This is a genomic window from Dactylosporangium sp. NPDC051484, from assembly GCF_040689395.1.
Taxonomy (GTDB): Bacteria; Actinomycetota; Actinomycetes; order Mycobacteriales; family Micromonosporaceae; genus Dactylosporangium.
In genome coordinates, this window is sequence record NZ_JBFAZX010000018.1 from 1 (window position 1) to 21,228 (window position 21,228).

Sequence of the window (21,228 nt, forward strand, 5' to 3'; positions counted from 1 at the left end):
ACAACGGCGCCAGCCGAGACCACTCCGCATCAGAGAGATCAACCGCCATGAGGGAGAACACTACCGCCCAACAAGATCCGTCAGACAGGCCCTAGCTCACCCTCGCGAGTGGCTTATGCCCGGTTGGCCGGGGGTATCGCGTGGTCTCCCGATGGAGAGGAACGCGCGCATGCAACCTGAAGGCGACGATTTGGCGCCCCAGGCTGACGATGATGCCCCGGCCGCCACGGAGTTCGGAAGCGGTACCGTCTCAGCCCCGCCCGCGGATGCTCCACCGCCCGCAAGCGGGGCGGCGGCTCCGGCGGTCAACGGCGCGCAATATCGGCCCGCCGGCGGCTCCTCATCGTCGCCGGCGGCGCTGGCCGGCCTGTGGAACGAGTCCGACCGGCAGCGGATCCGTGGCCGGTGGCAGGAGCTGCAGCTGCGCTTCATCGACGACCCGCACCTGGTCGCTGGGGAGGCGGAGCGGCTCGTGCAGGAGGCGGTGACCTCGCTCACCGCCTCGCTGGACGCCCGCCGGGGGCAGCTGCACCAGCAGCGGGCCGCCCGGGGCCTGGACACCGAGAACCTGCGTGCCTCCCTGCGCGACTACCGCGAGTTCCTCGACCGCATCCTCGGCCTGTAGACAGAGGAGAACCCATGAACTCCACGACGATCACGATCGGGCTGGTGGTGCTCGCCCTGGCGGTGGGCGGCTGGATCCTGCTGCGCGGCGGCAAGGACGAAGAAGAGGAGACCGAGGGTGCCGGCTCGGTCCCGGCCCAGCCGGTGCAGGCGGCCCCGGCCGCGCCGCGTCCTCCGGCAGCCGCGGGGGTGCCGCAGAGCGCTCCCATGTCGTCGGTGCCCTACGGCCAGCCCGGCATGGGTGGCGGCTACGGCGCGCCCCCCGCCGCGGCGCCCGGCACGTACGGCACCCCCAGCGGCCCGGCCGGCGGCATGTACGGCGGTGGTGGTGGCGGCGGCGGTGGCGGGCAGTTCCTGTCGTCGGCGCCGCTGACCAGCGAGGCGCACGCGTACGAGGTGCGCACCCGCTGGCAGGAGCTGCAGCTGCGCTTCGTCGACGACCCGCAGACCGCCGCCGGCGAGGCCGAGCGGCTCGTCGACGACGCGCTCGCCGGGGTGACCGCCTCGCTCAACGCCCGCAAGGATCAGCTCAGCTCCTGGCGCGTGTCCGGACGCGACGACACCGAGCAGCTGCGCGCGGCCGTGCACGGGTACCGCGACTTCCTCAACCACCTGGTCGGGACATGACGCCGGCCCTCGGCAGCGCCGGACGCTGAGGGCTCGCCCGCCGTGGGCGAGCCCTTTTCCGATCACCTACCCGGTGGTAACGTCCCGGTACTGCTGAGTACCAGTGGGCTGAGGTGACCGTATGACCCTGCATTTCGCGCGTTCGGGCTCGGGGGAGCCGCTGGTGCTGATCCACGGGATCGGGCACCATTGGCGGGCCTGGGAGCCGGTGATCGGGCCACTGTCGCGCCACCACGACGTCATCGCCCTGGACCTGCCCGGGTTCGGCCGCTCGCCCGCCTCGGAGGCGAACCGCGGGATGCCGACCGCCGTGGCCGCGCTCGGCGAGTTCTTCGCCGGGCTCGGGCTGGACCGGCCGCACGTGGCCGGCAACAGCCTCGGCGGCGCGATCGCGCTCGAACTGGCCGCCGCCGGGCTGGCCCGCTCGGTGACCGCGCTGGCCCCGGCCGGCTTCGGCACCGCGGCCCAGGTGCGCCGGGCCCTGGTCCGAAACGCGCTGCCCGCGGCCCGCCACGTGACGCTGGACGGCTGCGGCCACGTGCCGATGAGCGACGACCCGGGCACAGTGGCCCGGATCATCCTCGAGACGACCGCGGCGGTGCCCCTCAGAAGCGGATCAGCGTCCGGGCGCCTTGGCCCGACCGCATCCGGCTGAACGCCTCACCGACGCCTGCGAGGTCCGCCTCGTCGGTGACGAGCGCGGCCAGGTCGAGCCGGCCCGCCCGGTAGTGCTCCAGCAGCACCGGTACGTCCACGGCCGGGTCGGTGCTGCCGTACATGCAGCCGATGACGGTGCGGGCGAAGAAGGCGACCTCGAGCGCGTTGAACGTGACCGGGTCCTGCGCCGAGCCCAGGCCGACGACCGTGGCGGTGCCGCCGCGGCGGGTGGCCGACCAGGCGGCGCGGATCGTCTCGCCGCGCCCGACGCACTCGATCGCGTGGTCGGCGCCACGGCCGCCGGTCAGCGCCCGGATCTGCTTCGGCAGCCCGGCGTGCGGGGCCAGGAAGTGCGTGGCGCCCAGCGACAGCGCCAGCCGCTCCTTGGCCGGGGCCGGGTCGACCGCGATGATCGCCGACGCGCCGGCGATGCGCGCGCCCTGGACCGCCGCGAGGCCGACGCCGCCGAGGCCGATGACCACGACCGTCTGGCCGGGCCGCACCTTGGCCGCGTTGGTGACCGCGCCGACCCCGGTGAGCACCGCGCACCCGAGCAGCGCCGCCTCGGCGAGGGGAATGTCGGCCGGCACCGGGATGCAGGCGTGCGCGCCGACGACGGTCTCGGCGGCGAACGCCCCGGTGCCGAGGCCGGCGTAGACGGGCTCGCCGCCGCCGTCGGTGGCGAACGGCACGGCCCGGGCGTCGTCGGCGTGGGCGCACAGATACGGCTCGCCGGCCTCGCAGAACCAGCACGCCCGGCACGGCGGGGACCAGTTCAGCACCACGTGGTCGCCGGGCGCGACGTCGGTGACGCCCGCGCCCACCTCCACGACGACGCCGGCGCCCTCGTGGCCGAGCACGGCCGGCAGCGGCTGACGCAGGGTGCCGTCGGCCAGCGACAGGTCCGAGTGGCAGACCCCGGCCGCGGCGAGGCGGACCCGCACCTGGCCCGGGCCGACCGGGTTGAGCTCGATCTCCTCGACGGTGAGCGGGCCGCCGAGCGTGCGTATGACCGCCGCGAGCGTCACAGCTGGATCGCCTTCACCGTCGTGAACTCCTCGTAGCCGAACGTGCCCAGCTCGCGGCCGTAGCCGGAGGCGCCGACGCCGCCGAACGGGGCGACGGGGTTGAACGAGCCGCCGTTGATGTCGACCTGGCCGGTGCGCAGCCGCCGCGCGACGGCGACCGCACGCTCCCGCGACGCCGACCAGACCGCCCCGGCCAGGCCGTACCGTGTCGAGTTCGCGATGCGCACCGCGTCGTCCTCGTCACGGTACGAGATGACGGACAGGACCGGGCCGAAGATCTCCTCCTGGGCGATGGCGGCGTCCGGGTCCACACCGGCGAAGACGACCGGGGCGACGTAGTAGCCGACGTCCGGGACGCGGCCGCCGCCGAAGGCCATCGTGGCGCCGTCCGCGAGGCCGCGCTCGATGTGGCCGAGCACCCGGTCGCGCTGCGCGGCCGAGGCGAGCGGGCCCAGCCGGGTGGCCGGGTCCGCGGGGTCGCCGACGGTGTACTTCGCGGCCGCGGCGACGGCGAGCTCGACCGCCTCGTCGTGGCGGGACTCGTGGACCAGCATCCGGGACCAGGCCGTGCACGTCTGGCCCGAGTTGAGGTAGCAGTTGCCGACGCCGACCTTCACCGCGGCGGCGAGGTCCGCGTCGGGGAGGATCACGTTGGCGGACTTGCCGCCGAGCTCGAGCGCGACCCGGGTGACGTTGGCGGCGGCGAGCGCGGCGACCTTGCGGCCGGCGGCCGTGGATCCGGTGAACGAGATCAGGTCGATGCCGGGGTGGCCGGCCAGCGCCGCGCCGGTCGGGTCGCCGTAGCCGTGGACCACGTTGTACACCCCGTCGGGCAGGCCGGCCTGGCGTACCAGCTCGGCGAGCCGGGCCGCGGACAGCGGGGCGACCTCGCTGGGCTTGTGCACGACGGTGTTACCGGCCGCGAGCGCGGGGGCGAGCTTGGCGATCGTCTGGTGCAGCGGGTAGTTCCAGGGGGTGATCGCGCCGACGACGCCCAGCGGCTCCCGATGGATCGTGGAGTTGCCGACCGTCTCGGCGGTCTCGGGCTGTTCCAGGATGTCGATCATCGACCGCAGCACCGCGAGCGGCAGCCCGACCTGGACCTTCTTCGCGACCGGCAGCGGCGCGCCCATCTCGGCGCTGATCAGCGCCGCGAGCTCGGGCGCGGCGGCACTCATCGCGTCGAGCAGCGCGCCCAGGTGCGCGGCGCGCTCGGCACGGGGGAGCGCGGCCCAGCCGGGCTGGGCGGCGCGGGCGGCGGCGACGGCCGCGTGCACGTCGCCGGGCTCGACGGCCCCGATGACCCGCTCGGTGGCGGGATTGATGACGTCGATCACGGTGCTGCCCCTTACGCGAACGCGCTCACGCCGGGTGAGAGCGCGGCCGATGATGAGCTTCTGGATCTGGCTGGTGCCCTCGTACACGGTAGTGACCCGCGCGTCACAGGTCGACCTGCTCGGCGCGATCCCAGGCGGCGGCGTGCGGGATGATCTCGCGGTTCGTGCACTCGGCGGCCATGCGGCGAGCGGCCTGCTGCTCATCGCTGAGGGTCAGATCCATACCTGGTGTCCTTAACTAACGCTGTTAGTTTCTAGGATCGTAACCATGGTCCGTCCCCGAACGCCACTGCTGAGCCGCGAGCGCATCGTCGAGGTCGCCACCGCGATCGTCGACGCGGAGGGCCTGGACGCGCTGTCCACCCGTCGGCTGGCACGGGAGCTGGGCGTGCAGGCGCCGTCGCTGTACAACCACTTCGCCACGAAAGAGGAGATCATCGACGCGATCGGCGACGCCATCGTGGCCGGCGTGGACCTGTCGATGCTCGGCCGCGACCCGTGGCCGGCGGCGCTGAGGGCGTGGGCGCGGGCCTACCGGGCGGCGTTTCACGACCACCCCAACGTGGTGCCGTTCCTGGCCCGCGGCCCGGCGCGCCGCCCGTCGTCGCTGTGCCTGGCGGACGCGGTCTACGGCGCGCTGGTCGAGGCGGGCTGGCCACCGGCGCAGGCCACCCGGATCGGCGCGGTGATGCGGTACTTCGTGGCGGGTTCGGCGCTGGGCTCGTTCGCGCTGGGCTTCGTGGACGACCCGGCCCTGTATGCGGGCGACTACCCCCACCTGCGCGACGCCCACCGGCTCGCGGGCCGCCACGCCGAGGTCGACGAGAGCGCGTTCGAGCTCGGCCTGGACGCGCTCATCGACGGCCTGGAGCGCCGCTTCGCCGCCCTGTGACCGCCGTCCCTGTGACCGGGCACTGCGCCTATGCGGCGGTCGTCTCCGGCATGACCAGCAGCAGCTGCCCGCCCGGGCGGGTGCTCATGCGCACCGGCAGGTGCATCATGCGGCCGGCGCGGATCAGGACCGTCGCGGTGTCCAGGTCGGCGACGCGCAGGCCCGGGGAGCCGTTGCGAGCCGGGCCGGACACCATCAGCACGCCGCGCCACGCCGCCTCGGCGAGTTGCTTCGAGTGACGGACCTGGCGGGTCGAGCGCGGCTCGGCCGGGGCGCCGCACAGGTCGAGGTAGCCCTGCGCCCACGCCCGGTTCAGCAAGGCCGCGGCGTCGGCGTCGGTGAAGACGCGGAAGATCTCGTATCGGTGGCGGTTGCCCGCCGTGTAGCGGTGCACGCTCGCCTCGCGGCCGGCGGCGCTGAGCAGTTCGGCCAGCCGATGCGCGGCCACGGCCCGGTTGAACTCGGCCAGCACCCCGGACGGGGCCGGCACGGGACGTGCCCGGGCGCCCCCCAGCGCCCGGGCACGTCCTCCTCCACCACACACCCCGGTACATCGCACCAGCACGGCCGCCTCGAACGCGGCGACGGTCAAGGCGCGGTAACGCTCGCCGCTCGACACGATGCCCATACCGCACACCGTGGCAATCGCGGCCGGGCCGCGGGAACGACCGTCGCCGTTCCTTGAGGAACTCTTGAAGGTGGCGCTCCCGTACCATGAGCCCACGATGCGGGTGATGCTGGTGGAGGACGACGCACGGGTGGCGGCGGCACTGGCCGCGGCCCTGCGCCGGCGCGGGCACGAGATCGTGCACTGCCCGACGGCTCAGGCGGCGCTGGACGCGTTCGCCGGCGAGCCGTTCGACCTGATCCTGCTCGATCTCAACCTGCCCGACGGCGACGGCATCGAGGTGTGCCGCACGCTGCGGCGCAAGGACGAGAGGGTCGCCATCATCGTGGTGACGGCCCGCGCCGAGGAGCGCGACCGGGTCGTCGGGCTGCAGACCGGCGCCGACGACTACGTCGTCAAGCCCTACTCGATGGCCGAGCTCAACGCCCGTATCGAGGCCGTGCTGCGCCGCGCCTCCCGGGCACTGCCACCGCCGAGCGAGGTGCTCACGGCCGGGCCGGTGAGCGTCGACGTGGCCGCCCGGCGGGTCGTGTCCGGCGGGCGCGAGGTGGCGCTGACCCGCAAGGAGTTCGAGATCCTCGCGGTGCTGGCCCGCACGCCCGGCGTGGTCGTCTCCTACGACCGGCTGATCCTCGCGGTGTGGCAGACCAGCTTCGTCGGCCGGCACACCCTCGATGTGCACGTCGGCTCGCTGCGGGCCAAGCTCGACGTGCCGGGGCTGGTGCGGACCGTCCGCGGCGTGGGGTATCGCCTCGCGCCATGAGGGTCCGTCTCGGCGCCGTCTACCTGGTGCTGCTCCTGCTGGTGCTGGCGGCGCTCGAGGTGCCGCTGGCCACGACCATCGCCGGCCGGGACACGCAGCGCCTCGTCGCCGACCGGCTCGCCGACGCGACCCGGTTCGCCACGCTCGCCGAGCCCGCATTGCGCGCCTCCGACACCGCGGAGCTGGCCGCCGAGCTGACCCGCTACGACGACGTGTACGGCGTCGCCGCCATCGTCGTGGACCAGGACGCCCACGAGGTCGTCGCCTCCAACCCCGGCCTCCGCCTCGCCGACGCCGACGTGCTGCGCCAGGCCCACCGGGCCCTCGAAGGGCGGGAGGCCAGCGACGACGGCACGATCTGGCCGTGGCGGACCGACCCTCTCGTCGTGGCGGTGCCGGTCGGCCGCGGCGGCGAGGTCATCGGCGCCGTCGTGCTCGTCTCGCCGACGCGCCGCAACGCGGGCGGGGTCGGCACGTCGTGGATCATCCTCGCCGGCGGCGGGCTCGTGGTCCTCTTCGCCGGCATCGTGGCCGCGTGGTCGCTCGCGCGCTGGACCCTGCGACCGGTCGCCGAGCTCGACGCCGCCGCGCACGAGCTCGCCGCCGGCGACTACGCCGCGCGCGTCCCCGCCGCCGACGGCCCGCCCGAGCTGCGCCGCCTCGGCAGCGCGTTCAACGAGATGGCCGCGACCGTCGCCGACTCCCTGCAGCGGCAGCGCGAGTTCGTCTCGCACGCGAGCCACCAGCTGCGCAACCCGCTCACCGCGCTGCGGCTGCGGGTCGAGGACCTCGGCGCCGACCTCACCGAGCCGCAGGCGGTCGAGGGCCACCGGCTGGCGCTGGAGGAGGCCGAGCGTCTGGGCGACGTGCTCGACAGCCTGCTGACCCTGGCCCGCGCCGAGCGCGGCCGCTTCGAACTCGTCGACGTCGACGCCGGCGAGACCGCCTGGGCGCGCGTCGTGGCGTGGCAGCCGGTGGCCGGGAGGAAGGCCGTCACGCTGCGCTACGTCCGCCCGCCCCGCCCCCTGCGCGCCCGCGCCGTGCGCAACGCCGTCGACCAGGCGCTGGACGCCCTGATCGACAACGCGGTCAAGTTCTCCGGCCCCGAGACGACGGTGACGGTACGCCCATCGGCCGACGACGGCGGCGTGGCGCTCCACGTCGTCGACACGGGCCCGGGCCTCACCGAGCAGCAGCGCGAGCTGGCCACCGTGCGCTTCTGGCGCGCCCCCGACGCGCAGAACGTCGACGGCAGCGGCCTGGGCCTGCCGATCGTCGCCGTGCTGGTCGAAGCCTCGGGTGGCCGTCTCGACCTGCTGCCCAACACCCCGGCGGGCCTGCACGCCCGGCTGTGGTTCCCGGCCGCCCCGTAGCTCAGGCCTTCTGGGCGCGGTAGTAGCGGATCGCGCCGGGGTGCAGGGGCAGCGGCGGGGTGGAGATCGCCGAGCGGATGTTCAGGCGCGCCGCGGCCTGGTGGGTCTTCGCCAGATCGTCGCGGCCCTCGAACAGCAGCCGCGTGACGCCGTAGGCCAGCGGCTCGCTCATCGACAGGCGTACCACGAGATAGTTGGCGATGCCGATCGCCACCGTCGCGTTGATGCCGGCGTACGTGGAGGAGGGTACGACGCGCTCGGCGTAATAGTTGCCGTAGGCGTGGCGCAGCGGCTGCACCGAGTCGGCGAGGTTGAGCAGCCGGATCGGGAATTCCTTGGCCAGGTCGCCGATCGCGGAGACCGGCAGGCCGCCGGAGAAGAAGAACGCGTCGATCCGGCCGGCGCGCAGGGCCTTGACCGAGTCGTTCAGGCCCAGCTGGGCCCGCTCGACGGTGACGCTCATGACCCGCAGGACGCGGTCGGCGGTGATCGCGGTGCCCGAGCCCTGCGCGCCGACCGAGACGCGGTGGCCGCGCAGGTCGTCGAAGGACGCGATCGAGCCGCCGGCGGCGACCACGACGTGGATGTAGTCGTCGTACAGCCGGGCCAGTGCGGCCAGCTGCCTCGGATGGTTCGCCTCGTTGCCGGCGGCGATGTCGGCCTGGGTGAACGCCACGTCGGCGGTGTTCTCCAGCAGGTAGTCGACGTTGATCTGCGAGGCGGCGGTGGACAGCACGCTGGCGCGCACGCCGGGCAGGTAACGGCGGGCCAGCTCGGCGATGGCGGTGCCGTAGCGGTAGTAGACGGCGCCGGGGCTGCCGGTGGCGATGCGCAGCGTGCCGGTCGCCTCGTCGCCGTCGGACTCGCACGCGGCGAGCAGCGGCCCGCTCGCCAGGGTGGCGAGCAGCGCGCGGCGTCTCACGGGGCTACGCCGGGCAGCGGGCGCAGGGCGCCGGTGGTGGCGGCGGCGTCGCGGTGGTGGTACGCCATACCGCGCAGAGTAGTCACCCGGTGCCCCGTCGATCCAGGCCGTCGATCCGGACGGCCGTCGATCCGGGCGGTCAACCAAGGCGGTCGATCCGGTGAATCCGGGCGCTCAACCCAGGCGCGTCTCCTCGGCGAGGGCCAGCACCGCCTCCCGCTGCGAGCCGGCTCGGCGCTGGCGGGTCGCCGACGTGCCGCGTGTGCGCAGGGCGTGCAGCAGGTCCAGCGCCGTCTCCCACTCGCCGCGGGCCTCCAGCGCGGGGCGAGCGTGCGTGAGCAGCGCGTCGATGCGCACCCCGGCCGGCACGGCGGTGCGGGTGACCGGGTCGACGAGGTGGCCGCCGATGCCGGAGCGGGCCGCCCGCCACGTGGCCGCGCGCAGCAGCACCTGCGGCGCCTCGGGCAGCGGCCGCCCGGCGGCGTCCTGCTCGGCGGCGACGGTGACCAGGGCGCGGGCCAGCGCGGCGAGCAGCACCACGTCGTCGATGCGCGGGCAGGAGTCGGCGACGCGCACCTCGACCGTGGGGTAGCGCGCCGACGGGCGGGCGTCGAAGTACACCATGCCGGCGTCGCCGATCACGCCGCTGTCCACGAGCGTGGCGACGACCTGGTCGTACTCCGCGGCCGAACCGAGGTCGGGCGGCGGCCCGACGGTCGGCCAGCGTGAGGTGACGATCGTGCGGTAGGAGGCGTATCCGGTGTCCTGGCCGGCGAAGAACGGCGAGGACACGCTGAGCGCCAGCAGCGTCGGCAGCCACTCGCGGATGCGGCGCGTGATGCGTACCGCGAGATCCTTGTCGGGCACGCCGACCTGCACCTGGCACGCGGCCACCTGCTGCTCGTCGACGAGCCGGCGGTACTCCTGCGCCATCCGCTCGTAGCGCGCGTCGGGGTACACCCGGCTGGGCGTGCTCCCCGAGCCCGGCACGCTGCCGGCGGCGACGACCGCGAGGCCGAGGCGGCCGGACGCCTCGACCAGCGAGCGGCGCTTCTTGAGCAGGTCGGCGCGCAGCGCCGACAGCTCGGTCTGCACGCCGCTGGCGGTCTCGACCATCGAGCGGTGCAGCTCGGGCTCGGCGTCCGCGCCGCGCAGCACCCGGCGCGCGGCCGGCTGGAGCGCTCCGGTGCCGGCGTCGACGACGTGGAACTCCTCCTCCACGCCGACCGTGTCGCCGACGTTCACCATCGCTCGTGCACCGACCCGCGCAGCAGCTCGTCGTAGACGTCGCGGACGGCGGCGTGGGTCTCGGGCGTCAGCGGCGCCATCGCGGCCGCGCCGGCGTTGGCGCGGGCCTGCTCGCCGTCGCGGGCGCCGGGGATCACGACGGAGACGGCCGGGTGGTCGATGATCCAGCGCAGCGCGAACCGCGTCATCGTCATCCCGCCCGGCTTGAGCGCCGCGAGGCGGCGCACCGCCTCCAGCCCGGTGGCGTAGTCGACGCCGGAGAACGTCTCGCCCTGGTCGAAGGCCTCGCCGTGGCGGTTGTATGTGCGGTGGTCGTCGGCGCCGAAGGTGGTGTGCTCGTCGTAGCGGCCGGAGAGCAGGCCGCTGGCCAGCGGCACCCGGGCGATGATGCCGACGCCGGCCTTCTCGGCCGCGGGCAGCACCTCGTCGAGCGGCTTGAGCCGCAGCATGTTGAAGATGATCTGCACGCTGGCCACGTTGGGCCGGGCGATCGCGGTGAGCGCCTCCGCGGTGGTCTCGACGCTCACGCCGTACGCCTTCATCCGGCCTTCCTCGACCATGCCGTCGAGCTCGTCGAAGACCTCGTCGGTGCGGTAGACCTCGGACGGCGGGCAGTGCAGCTGCACCAGGTCGAGCGTGTCGACGCCGAGGTTCTCCCGGGAGCGGTCGTTCCAGGCGCGGAAGTTGCCGAGGTTGTACGCCGCCGGCTCCTGTGGCACCCGGCGCCCCATCTTGGTGGCCACGGTGACCCGCCGCCCCGGCGGCAGCGTCCGCAGGAACTGCCCGACGAGCCGCTCGCTGCGCCCGTCGCCGTAGACGTCCGCGGTGTCGACGAACGTCACGCCGGCCTCGTGCGCGGCGATCAGCGTCGCCAGCGCCTCGTCCTCGCCGACCCGTCCCCAGTCGGCGCCGAGCTGCCACGCGCCGAGCCCGACGACGCCGACAGGGACGCCGGTGCGCCCCAGAGTCCTCTCCCGCATGAGGTTCACCCTACGGCCGCGGCCGATCTCCCGCCGGGCGCCGCCGGCAAACGCTCAGCAGACCGTGGTGGTCAGGACGCCTCGTGGGCGTCACCGGGGCATCCGCCGACTATAGAACGAACGATCGTTCAGACACGGGTGGCGTTGAAGATCATGGTGGTCATCACCACGCCGCCGGTGTCCGCGTTCGTCAGCACCAGGCGGGGGCTCAGCGACGTGTACGGGTGGTCGGTGTCCACGAAGGTCGCCTTGCGGCCGCCGGTGGAGAACGCGGTCAGCTCGACCCCGCCGTCGGCGGCCGGCTTGCAGGTCACCTGTAGCGGCGTCGACGCCGTCGTGGGCGGTCCGGCGTTCTTCGGCCTCGCCGACGCGGCCACCCTCGGGTGCTGGTCGCCGGCGTGCTTGTAGATCTCGATGATGCCTTCGGCGGTGACCTCGAAGCTGTACCCGTTGCTCAGGTTCGCCCCGTCGTAGCACCCGGCGCCGATGCGCGCCCCGCCGGCCGACCTGCCGATCGCGGCGAACTCCAGGTCGATCGCGAACCCGCCGCCCGGCACGCTGAGCCGCTGGTCGGGACCCGGCGCGAGGCAGCGCACGCCCGGCTGCTCGGCGGTGACCCGCAGCGCGTCCGGGACCTCGATCCGGCAACCGCCGGCCGGGCCCCAGGCGGCCTTCTGCTGCAGCGCCGCCACCGTCCTGGTGCCCTTGAGCGTCCACGGGCCGACCGAGCCGAGCCAGCAGGCGATGACCGGCCGCGGCTGCCAGGCCTTGTCCAGACCGGGCGGCAGCAGCGGCGCCTCCACCGGCAGGAACGACTGGCCGAACGGCACGCCGAGGTAGTCGCCGTAGGACTGCTCGCACATGGCCCGCGACGCGGCCGCGACCGCCTTGGCGCCCGGGTCCACCGTGAACGGCAGGTGGCCCACGAACATGACCTCGCCGACGTGCGCGGCGTTGCACGGCGCCACGTAGCGCAGCTGCGAGGAGCCGCCGATCCAGTCGAAGCACTCGCCGGCCCGCAGCTCGAACTCCTCGCCGGCGTAGCTGTCGGCGGCCGAGGACGACGGCGCGGCGAGGGCCTTGGCGATGCGCTCGCCGTCGGCGTAGCCGGAGACCGGCAGCCCTTCGGCGAACAGCTGCCGCAGCGACGGCGACAGCCCGTCGACGCTCAGGCCGGTGTCGTGGACCGCCTGCCGGTGCGCCGGCGAGAGCCCGGCGACGACCACGACGTGCCCGTTCTCGGTGCGCAGGTAGTGCTCGAAGCCCAGCCAGTGCCCGGCGCCGACCGCGCCGAGCGGCACCGCGACCCCGACGGCGAGGGCGACGTAGCCGGTGGCTGTGCCCCAGGCCCGCCCGGCCGAGGCGGCGCTGACCGCGGCGGCCGCGGCGAGCACCCCGCCGAGCAGCGCGATCGCCCCGCCGCCGGACAGCACCAGGCGCAGCGGCTCGGCGATCAGGTAGCCGGCCAGGCCGCCGGCCCGGGAGGTGCCGCCGTCGAGCACGCCCGGGTTGCCGCGCACCAGCTGCAGCAGGCCGAGCGTGGCGAGCACCACGCCGGTGGCCCGGGTCAGCACCCGCTCGCGCAGGAAGGACAGCGTCGCCGTGGCGAGGGTGCGCAGCTCGCCGCCCGACCACAGCCGGCGGTCGGCGACCGGCACCAGCGGGATCCGCCACGGCCAGGGCTCCCGCGGCAGCCGGGGCAGCGGCCGGGCGAGCAGCAGCGGCAGGACCGGCAGGGCGTAGGCGGCGTAGCCGAGGAGGAACGTGGCCACCGCGCGGGCGGGGCCGTGCACCGGCAGTCCGGGTACCCACACCAGGACAGCCAGCACCACCGCGGCCGTGACGATCGCGGCCAGCCGGACCCACGACGGGCGCCGGATCTTCGGCCGCTGCGGCCGCCGCTCCTCGGCCGTCCGGGGCGGCGGCGCGGTGGCAAGGACGGCACGCCGGCGGCGGTGCATCCCGGACTCGGCGGCGGTCGCGCCCTGCCAGTCGGTGCGCGCGGCCCGCACCTGCTCGGCGGCGGCCAGGGCCAGCAGCAGCGCCACGACCAGGGTCAGCGCGATCCGCCAGGCCGGCGGCAGCGGTGCGAACCCGAGCAGTGTGGACAGACCGAGCATCGTCGCGGAAGCGAGGACCAGCAGGGCGACCGCGGGCAGAGCGGTGCGGGCTCGCCGACCGGCCTCGGGCATGGCTGGGAGCATGGCACCCGCGCTCGCGGGCTGGCAATACGCCTAAACCTGCCTTAAAACTTCCGGTCGCATCACGGCCAGCTTTCGGCCCGCACGGCCGCCGACAGGGTCTTTCGCCCGTTCGGGGTAGGTTGTGCCCCCATGGGCAGCTGGCGGGAGATCATCGACGGGATCGCCGAGGACGGGGACTTCGGCGCGGCCCGCCTGGTGCGCGACCCGCGGCGCAAGGGCGGCTGGACGCTCCTCGTCGAGGAGGTGCAGCAGTCGTACGTCGACATGCGCGACCCGACCCGCCTGTCCTTCGAGTACACCCGCCGCCTCGGCTCGATCGTCGACGCCGCCGCGCCGGCCGGCAAGCCGCTGCGGGTGCTGCACCTCGGCGGCGGGGCGTTCACGATGCCCCGCTACGTCGCCGCTACCCGGCCCGGCTCCGCGCAGGTGGTGGTGGAGCGCGACCGCCGGCTGGCCGCGTTCGTCCAGCGGGTGCTGCCGCTGCCGCCGGAGGCCGGGATCGAGCTGGTCTTCGGCGACGCCCGCGAGACCGTGGCCGAACTCGACCCGGCCGCCTACGACCTGGTGATCGGCGACGTGTATGAGGCCGCGCAGATGCCGGAGAGCGTCTCCGACGTCACGTTCGCGGCCTTGGTGGCCCGGCTGCTGGACCCGGACGGCATCTACGCGGTGAACGTCGCCGACCTCGCGCCACTGGCCTTCTCCAGGTCGCAGGCGGCCACGCTGCGCACCGCGTTCGCCGACGTGTGCCTCATCGTGCGCCCGGACCTGCTGCGCGGCCGCCGCTTCGGCAACGTGGTCTTCGCGGCGGCGGCGCGGGCCGACCGGCTGCCGCTGGACCGGCTGGCCGCGGTCGCAGCCCGCGACGTGCAGCCGGCGCGGGTCGTCAGCGGCGCCGGCCTGGATCTGCTGGCCGCGGGGGTCGAGCCCGTCCGCATCGACCCCTGAGGGCATCCGGCTCGCGTGGATCACTCACGCGGAGATCGGGCCCGATGTGTGATACATGTCACAGCCGACTGTCCGGCTTTGGTGCCCCGGGTGGGATTCGAACCCACACTGTCGGAGGTTTGAGCTCCGTTCCTCTGCCGATTGGGATACCGGGACAACTACGCCGCACCAGGGTACCCACTACTCTGATCGCGACGGTAATCGCCGTCGGACGAGTCGGATCGGATCGGGAGAGGCCAGTGGCCGAGGCACAGAGCCGTCGAGTGCTCATCGCGGAAGATGAGGCCCTCATCCGCCTCGACCTTCGGGAGATGCTCGTCGAGGAGGGCTACGACGTCGTCGGCGAGGCCGGCGACGGCGAGACGGCCGTGCGCCTTGCCGAGGAGCTCAAGCCTGATCTGGTCATCCTGGACATCAAGATGCCGATCATGGACGGGCTCGCGGCGGCGGAGAAGATCGCCGGCGGGCGGATCGCGCCGGTCGTCATCCTCACCGCGTTCAGCCAGCGGGACCTCGTCGAGCGGGCGCGGGCCGCCGGGGCGATGGCCTACCTGGTCAAGCCGTTCCAGAAGAGCGACCTGGTGCCGGCCGTGGAGATCGCGGTGTCCCGCTACGCGGAGCTGTCGGTCCTGGAGGCCGAGGTGGCCACTCTCACCGAGCGGCTGGAGACCCGCAAGGTCGTCGAGCGGGCCAAGGGCCAGCTGATGGCGACGTATGGAATGAACGAGCCGCAGGCCTTCAAATGGATCCAGCGCACGGCGATGGACCACCGCATGACGATGCGCGAAGTGGCCGATCGGATCATCGCGGAGACCAGCGGAGGTAACGGTCCGGTAACCGCGGAAAATTAACGGCAACCTTCAACGCGTATGACCGACGCCAAGGCGAAGAACATCGCCGGTGCCCACGTAATAGGTGCTGGGTAACGGTCGGATAAACGCCCCATCGAAGAATCTACCGCTCTGCCCGTGTGTGGGATAACGTCCCGCCCGCAGGCCGCAGACAACGGTTTGGCCCTTGCGTCGCGTGGTCCCGCTCACCCGCGGGAGCGAGCGCGAGGTCTTCGACGGAGGAGGGTTCGAAGCCTTGAGGCAACGACTGGTACGCGTGGTAGGTGGCATCGTGGCCGCTACGGCCATGCTCGCCGGAGCAGCTGCGTGCAACAGCACGAACGGCAACACCAGCAGCTCATCGGGCGGGGGCGACAAGTGCGGCCTTGAGCTCGCGTACTTCGGCGCGCTGACCGGCTCGGCGGCGAACCTCGGTGTGAACATCGCGCAGGGTGCCGAGCTCGCGATCAATCAGTACAACGAGAAGAACAAGGACTGCCAGGTCACCCTGAGGAAGTTCGACTCGCAGGGCAGTGCGGACGTCGCGCCCGGTCTCGCCCGGCAGGTGATCCAGAACAAGAAGATCATCGGGGTCATCGGCCCGGTGTTCTCCGGTGAGTCGGAGTCCGCCGACCCGATCTTCGAAGAGGCCGGCATCCCGCTGATCACTCCGTCGGCGACCCGGCCGACACTGTCGACCAACGGCTGGAAGGTCTTCCACCGCGCCGTCGCCAACGACCTCGCGCAGGGCCCGGCCGCCGGCAACTACATCAAGTCGGTCCTGAAGGCGGAGAAGGTCTTCGTCGTCGACGACCAGTCGGCGTATGGCTCCGGCCTCGCGGAGCAGGTCAAGAAGGTGCTCGGCGCCGCAGTCGTCGACACCGACAAGGTCCAGGGGGACGGCAAGCAGAACGACTTCTCGGCGACCGTCACCAAGATCACGTCGAGCGGCGCCACCGCGCTCTTCTACGGCGGCTACTACCAGAACGCCGGCCTGCTGCGTAAGCAGCTCACCGGCGCCGGCTGGAAGGGCGTCCTGGTCGCCGGCGACGGTGTCAACGACCCCGGCTACGTCAAGGCCGCCGGCAACGACGCCGCCGAGGGCTCGATCCTGACCTGCCCGTGCGCCCCGGCCGCCAAGGCGAGCGGCACGTTCGTCGCCGACTACAAGGCGAAGTGGAGCGTCGACGCCGGCACCTACAGCGACGTGGCCTACGACGCGGCGAACATCTTCCTGCAGGGCATCGACGCGGGCAACACCACGGCGGAGAAGCTCAACACCTACCTGGGCACCGTGAACTACAAGGGCGTCGCGAACACCTACAAGTTCACTGACAAGGGCGAGCTGGACTCGGCGCAGATCATCGTCTGGGCCTTCAAGGTCACCAACGGCGAGGTCGTCCCGGACGTCGAGGCTCCCAAGAGCTGACCTGATCGGCTGGGCACGTTTCAAACGCACGACGTCGATCGACCGGTGCGGCCGGAATCGAATTCCGGCCGCACCGACCGTTTCCAGCCGGGAGCCGTACTTGCATTACCTCTCCGAACATTTCAGCAGCCTGTTCCGGGACTTCGGACAACTGACCACCACCGGGCTGGCCCAGGGCGCCATCTATGCCCTGTTCGCACTCGGCTACACCCTGGTCTACGGCGTGCTGCGACTGATCAACTTCGCGCACTCCGAGGTCTTCATGGTCGGAACCTTCGGCGCGGTGCTGACCTGGAGCGCGCTCGGCCTGGACCAGAACTCCCACATCAACGGAGTCGGCTCCGTCGTGCTGTACCTGCTGGTGGGCCTGCTGGCCGCGGTGATCGCGTCGGGCGGCACGGCCATCGTGGTCGAGCTGACCGCCTACCGCCCCCTGCGGCGCAAGAACGCGCCGCCGCTGGTCTTCCTGATCACCGCGATCGGCGCCTCGACCGTGCTGTCCGAGCTCGTCGGCGTGCTGAGCGACCGCAGCGTGCGCAGCAGCCCGATCTTCGTGCAACCACACGAGCTGATCAGGGTCGGCAACACGTCGCTGACCAACGTGCAGCTGATCCTGATCGTCACCGCGCTGGTGATGATGGTGGCGCTCGACCTGTTCATCAACCGCACCCGGCTGGGCCGCGGCGTCCGCGCGGTCGCGCAGAACCCGGACAGCGCCGCGCTGATGGGCGTGAACAAGAACCGGGTCATCTCGCTGATCTTCCTGATCGGCGGGCTGATGGCCGGCGTCGCCGCGGTGATGTACATGATGAAGATCGGCACCACCCGCTACGACTCCGGCTTCTACCTCGGCATCAAGGCGTTCACCGCCGCGGTCCTCGGCGGCATCGGCAACCTGCGTGGCGCGCTGCTCGGCGGCCTGCTCCTGGGCCTGGTCGAGAACTACGGGTCCGGGTTCTTCGGCTCGCAGTGGCACGACGCCGTGGCGTTCGCCGCCCTCGTCCTGATTCTGCTGTTCCGCCCGACCGGCCTGCTCGGTGAGTCGTTGGGGAGGGCGCGAGCATGAGCGAGACCACCGCGGTGACCAAGGGGAAGCTGCGCAATCCGCTGCGCGGCTGGTATGCGAACCTGCCCCGGCCGGCGAGGTGGGCGGTGCTCGCCGCCGTCGCCGCGCTGGCCTACCTGCTGCCGTACGTCGCGCAGGTCCCCATCGTCGGGCCGCAGATCATCACGACCGGCATCGACTGGTCCAGCGCCCTGTTCAACATGTCGTACTACGTGCTGCTCGCCCTGGGCCTCAACGTCGTCGTCGGCTTCGCCGGCCTGCTCGACCTGGGCTATGTCGGCTTCTTCGCCGTCGGCGCGCTCACCGTGGCCGTGCTCACCTCGCCCGACAGCCAGCTGCAAACGAAGTGGCCGTGGCTGGCCGCGGTGCCGGTCGCGATCGCGCTGTCGCTGGTCAGCGGCCTGGTCCTGGGCTGGCCGACCCTGCGGCTGCGCGGCGATTACCTGGCCATCGTGACGCTCGGCTTCGCCGAGATCATCCGCGTGGCCGCGGACAGCACCGGGTTCCTGCGCGGCGACCGGGGCTTCTCCAAGCTGCCGCACCCGCCGGGCACGTACTCCGACGGCAAGCCCATCTTCGGCATCATCGACGCCACGCCGTACTTCTGGCTCGGCCTGACGCTCGTCATCCTCGTGGTGATCGGCGCGCGGAACCTCGAGCGCAGCCGGGTCGGGCGCTCCTGGCTCGCGATCCGCGAGGACGAGGAGGCCGCCGAGGTGATGGGCGTGCGGACCATCAAGTTCAAGCTGTGGGCATTCGCCATCGGTGCCTCGATCGGCGGCTTGGGCGGCGTGCTGTTCGCCGGTCAGCCAGGCTTCGTGAACTCCTCGTCCTTCCAGCTGCTGTTCTCGATCCTGGTGCTGGCGGGCGTCGTCATGGGCGGCTCGGGCAACATCCCGGGCGCCATCCTCGGCGGCGTGCTCATCTCCTACATCCCGGACCGGCTGCGCAACGTCGAGGTGTTCGGCAAGGACGCCTTCGAGTACCGCTTCCTGCTCTTCGGCCTGCTGATCATCCTGATCATGATCTTCCGGCCGCAGGGGCTGATCCCCAGCCGCCGGCGCGCCGCGGAGCTCAAGGACCGTGCGAAGGAGGTGCAGGCGTGAGCGAGACCCGGCGGGAGGAGCCCAGCGCCAGCGGGGCGGAGACCCTGATCGACTCGCCGGTGCCGACCGGCTCCAGTCCGGCCGCGTCGTTGCACGAGCGGCCCTTCAGCTCGGGCAAGCGCGGCGACGACATCCCTGACGGCGAGCCGCTGCTCGAGGTCGACCAGGTGACGCTGCGCTTCGGCGGCGTCGTGGCGCTCAACGACGTGTCGTTCACCCTGCGCAAGGGCGAGATCTTCGGGCTGATCGGACCGAACGGCGCCGGCAAGACGACCTGCTTCAACGCGATGACCGGCGTCTTTCGCCCCGCCTCGGGGCGGATCCGGTTCGCCGGCGAGACGGTCACCGGGCGCAAGAAGCACGAGATCACCCGGATGGGCATCGCGCGCACGTTTCAGAACGTGCGGCTCTTCCCGGAGATGACCGCGCTGGAGAACGTCATGGTCGGCGCCGACTCCCGGCACAAGACCAGTGTGTTCAGCGCCCTGTTCCGGCTGCCGCGGCACTGGCGCGAGGAGCGCGAGGGCCGGGCGAAGTCGATGGCGCTGCTGGAGTTCGTCGGCATCGCCGAGCGGGCGGACGACCTCGCGCGGAACCTGCCGTACGGCGCACAGCGGCGGCTGGAGATCGCCCGGGCGCTCGCCACCGAGCCGACCCTGCTCTGCCTCGACGAGCCGGCCGCCGGCTTCACCCCGGCGGAGAAGGTCGAACTGCTCGCGCTCATTCGCGCCATCCGGGCGCGCGGCGTGACCGTGCTGCTCATCGAACACGACATGCGCCTGGTCATGGGCGTCACCGACCGGATCGTGGTGCTCGAGTTCGGTAAGAAGATCGCCGAAGGCACCCCGGCCGAGGTCCGTGACGACCCGGCCGTGGTCGCGGCCTACCTGGGGGTGCCGGCAGATGCTGCTTGAGCTGGACAACGTCAGCCTGCTGTACGGCCGCATCCAGGCGCTGCACGGCATCAGCCTGGCCGTCGAGGAGGGCGAGATCGTCGCGCTCATCGGCGCCAACGGTGCCGGCAAGACCACGACGATGCGGGCCATCTCCGGGCTCCGGCCGATCCACGGCGGGGCGATCCGCTTCAACGGCGAGGACATCAGCCGGCTGCGCTCCGACCTGCGGGTCGTGCGGGGCATCGGCCAGTCGCCGGAGGGCCGGGGCCTCTTCCCCGGCATGACGGTCCGCGAGAACCTGGAGATGGGCGCCTATACACGCCGCGACGCGGCCGGCATCCGGGAGGACATGGAGCGGGTGCTGAACCTGTTCCCCCGGCTGCGGGAGCGCATCAAGCAGCCCGGCGGCACGCTCTCCGGCGGCGAGCAGCAGATGGTCGCCGTCGGCCGGGCGTTGATGACGCGGCCGAAGCTGCTGCTGCTCGACGAGCCGTCGATGGGCCTCGCGCCGATGCTCATCCAGCAGATCTTCTCGATCATCACCGAGATCAACCAGCAGGGCACCACCATCCTGCTGGTCGAGCAGAACGCGCAGCAGGCGCTGTCCCGCGCCCACCGCGCGTACGTGCTGGAGACCGGCCGGATCGTCAAGACCGGTAGCGGCGCCGACCTGCTCCACGACCCTGCCGTCGCTGAGGCGTACCTCGGCGTCGCGTGACATCGATGACGAAGAAAGAAGGCATCTCCGGATGTTTCTGACGCCCTCCCGGCGACGCGTGGCCGTCGGCCTCGCCGGCGCCGCCGCCCTCGTGCTCTGCATGGCCGCCTGCGGTGAGAAGAAGGACGAGAACACGCCCGGCGCCGGCGGGTCCGCGGCGGCCAGCGTCTCCTCCGACACCACGCTCGCCGACAAGGTGCCCGCGGCCATCAAGGCCGACGGCAAGATCACCGTCGGTACCGACTCGACCTACGCCCCGAGCGAGTTCCTCGACAACGACGGCAAGACCGTCATCGGCTTCGACGTGGACCTGTTCACCGCCGTCGCCGGCAAGCTCGGGCTGAAGGCGGAGTTCCAGTCGTCCAAGTTCGAGGACGTCATCCCCGGCGTGCAGTCCGGCAAGTACGAGGTGGGTGTCTCCTCGCTGACCATCAACGACGAGCGCAAGAAGCAGGCGCTGATGGTGAGCTACTTCTCCGCCGGCACGCAATGGGCGGCCAAGAAGGGCTCCACCATCAACCCGGACGACGCCTGCGGCAAGAGGATCGCGGTGCAGACCGGCACCGTGCAGGAGACCGACGATCTGCCCGCCCGGCAGAAGAAGTGCAAGGACGCCGGCAAGCCGGAGATCAAGGTCGACTCGTACCAGGCGCAGAGCGAGGCCACCGCGGCCGTCATCAGCGGCAAGGACGACGCGATGCTCGCCGACTCACCGGTCTGCGCGTATGCGGTGAAGCAGACCAACGGCCAGCTGGACCTCGTCGGCCAGATCTACGACTCGGCGCCCTACGGCTACGTCGTCAAGAACGACCAGCAGGCCTTCGCCGAGGCGATCCGCGACGCGGTCAAGGCGCTCATCGCCGACGGCACCTACAAGACGATCCTGGCCAAGTGGGGCGTCGACGCGGGAGCGTTGAGCACCGACCCGGCGATCAACCCGTAACCAGCGCGG

The 21,228-nt window shown here is 72.5% G+C and carries 21 protein-coding genes and 1 tRNA gene; 14 read left to right on the top strand and 8 right to left on the bottom strand.

Going from position 1 to position 21,228, the window contains the following annotated elements; translation table 11 throughout:
* Positions 1–169 precede the first annotated feature (169 nt).
* The 3 genes from AB0367_RS25385 to AB0367_RS25395 all read left to right on the top strand — a co-directional run bounded on the left by AB0367_RS25385 (position 170) and on the right by AB0367_RS25395 (position 1,906).
* Positions 170–625: a hypothetical protein gene (locus AB0367_RS25385; protein ID WP_366228910.1), complete on the top strand. Its 456-nt coding sequence runs from the start codon at positions 170–172 to the stop codon at positions 623–625.
* 14 nt (positions 626–639) lie between these two features.
* Positions 640–1,251 carry a hypothetical protein gene (locus AB0367_RS25390; protein ID WP_366228911.1) on the top strand — a complete coding sequence of 204 codons (612 nt, stop codon included), beginning with the start codon at positions 640–642 and terminating at the stop codon, positions 1,249–1,251.
* A 121-nt stretch (positions 1,252–1,372) separates the two neighbouring features.
* The gene (locus AB0367_RS25395; RefSeq protein WP_366228912.1) at positions 1,373–1,906 is read left to right on the top strand and encodes an alpha/beta fold hydrolase; all 534 of its coding nucleotides are present in this window, start codon (positions 1,373–1,375) and stop codon (positions 1,904–1,906) included.
* On the opposite strand, the gene AB0367_RS25400 is transcribed toward AB0367_RS25395, so the two are convergent.
* Complete coding sequence (locus AB0367_RS25400) at positions 1,857–2,936, bottom strand: zinc-binding dehydrogenase (RefSeq protein ID WP_366228913.1); 1,080 nt, start codon at positions 2,934–2,936, stop codon at positions 1,857–1,859. The two genes, AB0367_RS25395 and AB0367_RS25400, sit on opposite strands and share 50 nt — an antisense overlap.
* Positions 2,933–4,327, bottom strand: coding sequence for an aldehyde dehydrogenase family protein (locus tag AB0367_RS25405; RefSeq protein WP_366229026.1), 1,395 nt, complete (start codon positions 4,325–4,327; stop codon positions 2,933–2,935). Before AB0367_RS25405 ends, AB0367_RS25400 begins: the two co-directional genes overlap by 4 nt.
* A gap of 214 nt (positions 4,328–4,541) precedes the next feature.
* On the opposite strand from AB0367_RS25405, the gene AB0367_RS25410 reads away from it, so the two are divergent.
* Positions 4,542–5,165 carry a TetR/AcrR family transcriptional regulator C-terminal domain-containing protein gene (locus AB0367_RS25410; RefSeq protein ID WP_366228914.1) on the top strand — a complete coding sequence of 208 codons (624 nt, stop codon included), beginning with the start codon at positions 4,542–4,544 and terminating at the stop codon, positions 5,163–5,165.
* Between the two features lie 28 nt (positions 5,166–5,193).
* On the opposite strand, the gene AB0367_RS25415 is transcribed toward AB0367_RS25410, so the two are convergent.
* Positions 5,194–5,793: a hypothetical protein gene (locus AB0367_RS25415; protein WP_366228915.1), complete on the bottom strand. Its 600-nt coding sequence runs from the start codon at positions 5,791–5,793 to the stop codon at positions 5,194–5,196.
* Positions 5,794–5,890: 97 nt separating this feature from the next.
* Between AB0367_RS25415 and AB0367_RS25420 the strand changes: the two genes are divergently transcribed.
* Together AB0367_RS25420 and AB0367_RS25425 are read left to right on the top strand one after the other, a co-directional pair.
* Positions 5,891–6,556: a response regulator transcription factor gene (locus AB0367_RS25420; protein ID WP_366229027.1), complete on the top strand. Its 666-nt coding sequence runs from the start codon at positions 5,891–5,893 to the stop codon at positions 6,554–6,556.
* Positions 6,553–7,929 (top strand): HAMP domain-containing sensor histidine kinase, encoded by a 1,377-nt coding sequence (locus tag AB0367_RS25425; protein ID WP_366228916.1) that lies wholly within the window; start codon positions 6,553–6,555, stop codon positions 7,927–7,929. Before AB0367_RS25420 ends, AB0367_RS25425 begins: the two co-directional genes overlap by 4 nt.
* A 1-nt stretch (position 7,930) precedes the next feature.
* Here the strand turns inward: AB0367_RS25425 and AB0367_RS25430 are convergent, their stop codons facing one another.
* The 4 genes from AB0367_RS25430 to AB0367_RS25445 all read right to left on the bottom strand — a co-directional run bounded on the left by AB0367_RS25430 (position 7,931) and on the right by AB0367_RS25445 (position 13,271).
* Positions 7,931–8,851: a TAXI family TRAP transporter solute-binding subunit gene (locus tag AB0367_RS25430; protein WP_366228917.1), complete on the bottom strand. Its 921-nt coding sequence runs from the start codon at positions 8,849–8,851 to the stop codon at positions 7,931–7,933.
* A 174-nt stretch (positions 8,852–9,025) separates the two neighbouring features.
* Positions 9,026–10,099, bottom strand: coding sequence for a glutamate--cysteine ligase (locus AB0367_RS25435; RefSeq protein WP_366228918.1), 1,074 nt, complete (start codon positions 10,097–10,099; stop codon positions 9,026–9,028).
* Positions 10,093–11,079 carry an aldo/keto reductase gene (locus AB0367_RS25440; protein ID WP_366228919.1) on the bottom strand — a complete coding sequence of 329 codons (987 nt, stop codon included), beginning with the start codon at positions 11,077–11,079 and terminating at the stop codon, positions 10,093–10,095. The genes AB0367_RS25435 and AB0367_RS25440 overlap by 7 nt, the downstream gene beginning before the upstream one ends.
* Positions 11,080–11,207: 128 nt before the next feature.
* A complete protein-coding gene (locus tag AB0367_RS25445; RefSeq protein WP_366228920.1) occupies positions 11,208–13,271 on the bottom strand; it encodes a hypothetical protein in 2,064 nt (687 codons plus the stop codon).
* A gap of 141 nt (positions 13,272–13,412) precedes the next feature.
* Between AB0367_RS25445 and AB0367_RS25450 the strand changes: the two genes are divergently transcribed.
* Positions 13,413–14,231 carry a fused MFS/spermidine synthase gene (locus AB0367_RS25450; RefSeq protein WP_366228921.1) on the top strand — a complete coding sequence of 273 codons (819 nt, stop codon included), beginning with the start codon at positions 13,413–13,415 and terminating at the stop codon, positions 14,229–14,231.
* Positions 14,232–14,310: 79 nt separating this feature from the next.
* On the opposite strand, the gene AB0367_RS25455 is transcribed toward AB0367_RS25450, so the two are convergent.
* Positions 14,311–14,387 (bottom strand) — tRNA-Leu (locus AB0367_RS25455).
* An 83-nt stretch (positions 14,388–14,470) separates the two neighbouring features.
* Here AB0367_RS25455 and AB0367_RS25460 point away from each other — a divergent pair.
* From AB0367_RS25460 to AB0367_RS25490, 7 genes are all read left to right on the top strand, one after another.
* Positions 14,471–15,082: a response regulator gene (locus AB0367_RS25460; protein WP_366228922.1), complete on the top strand. Its 612-nt coding sequence runs from the start codon at positions 14,471–14,473 to the stop codon at positions 15,080–15,082.
* Between the two features lie 235 nt (positions 15,083–15,317).
* The gene (locus AB0367_RS25465) at positions 15,318–16,490 is read left to right on the top strand and encodes a branched-chain amino acid ABC transporter substrate-binding protein (protein ID WP_366228923.1); all 1,173 of its coding nucleotides are present in this window, start codon (positions 15,318–15,320) and stop codon (positions 16,488–16,490) included.
* 100 nt (positions 16,491–16,590) lie between these two features.
* Positions 16,591–17,556, top strand: a complete 966-nt coding sequence (locus AB0367_RS25470) for a branched-chain amino acid ABC transporter permease (RefSeq protein ID WP_366228924.1) — start codon at positions 16,591–16,593, stop codon at positions 17,554–17,556.
* Positions 17,553–18,662: a branched-chain amino acid ABC transporter permease gene (locus tag AB0367_RS25475; protein ID WP_366228925.1), complete on the top strand. Its 1,110-nt coding sequence runs from the start codon at positions 17,553–17,555 to the stop codon at positions 18,660–18,662. Before AB0367_RS25470 ends, AB0367_RS25475 begins: the two co-directional genes overlap by 4 nt.
* Before the next feature lie 131 nt (positions 18,663–18,793).
* Positions 18,794–19,576: an ABC transporter ATP-binding protein gene (locus tag AB0367_RS25480; RefSeq protein ID WP_366229028.1), complete on the top strand. Its 783-nt coding sequence runs from the start codon at positions 18,794–18,796 to the stop codon at positions 19,574–19,576.
* Entirely contained in the window at positions 19,566–20,276 is a 711-nt protein-coding gene (locus AB0367_RS25485; RefSeq protein WP_366228926.1) for an ABC transporter ATP-binding protein, read from the top strand. Before AB0367_RS25480 ends, AB0367_RS25485 begins: the two co-directional genes overlap by 11 nt.
* Positions 20,277–20,307: 31 nt before the next feature.
* Complete coding sequence (locus AB0367_RS25490; protein WP_366228927.1) at positions 20,308–21,219, top strand: ABC transporter substrate-binding protein; 912 nt, start codon at positions 20,308–20,310, stop codon at positions 21,217–21,219.
* Positions 21,220–21,228: the final 9 nt, after the last annotated feature.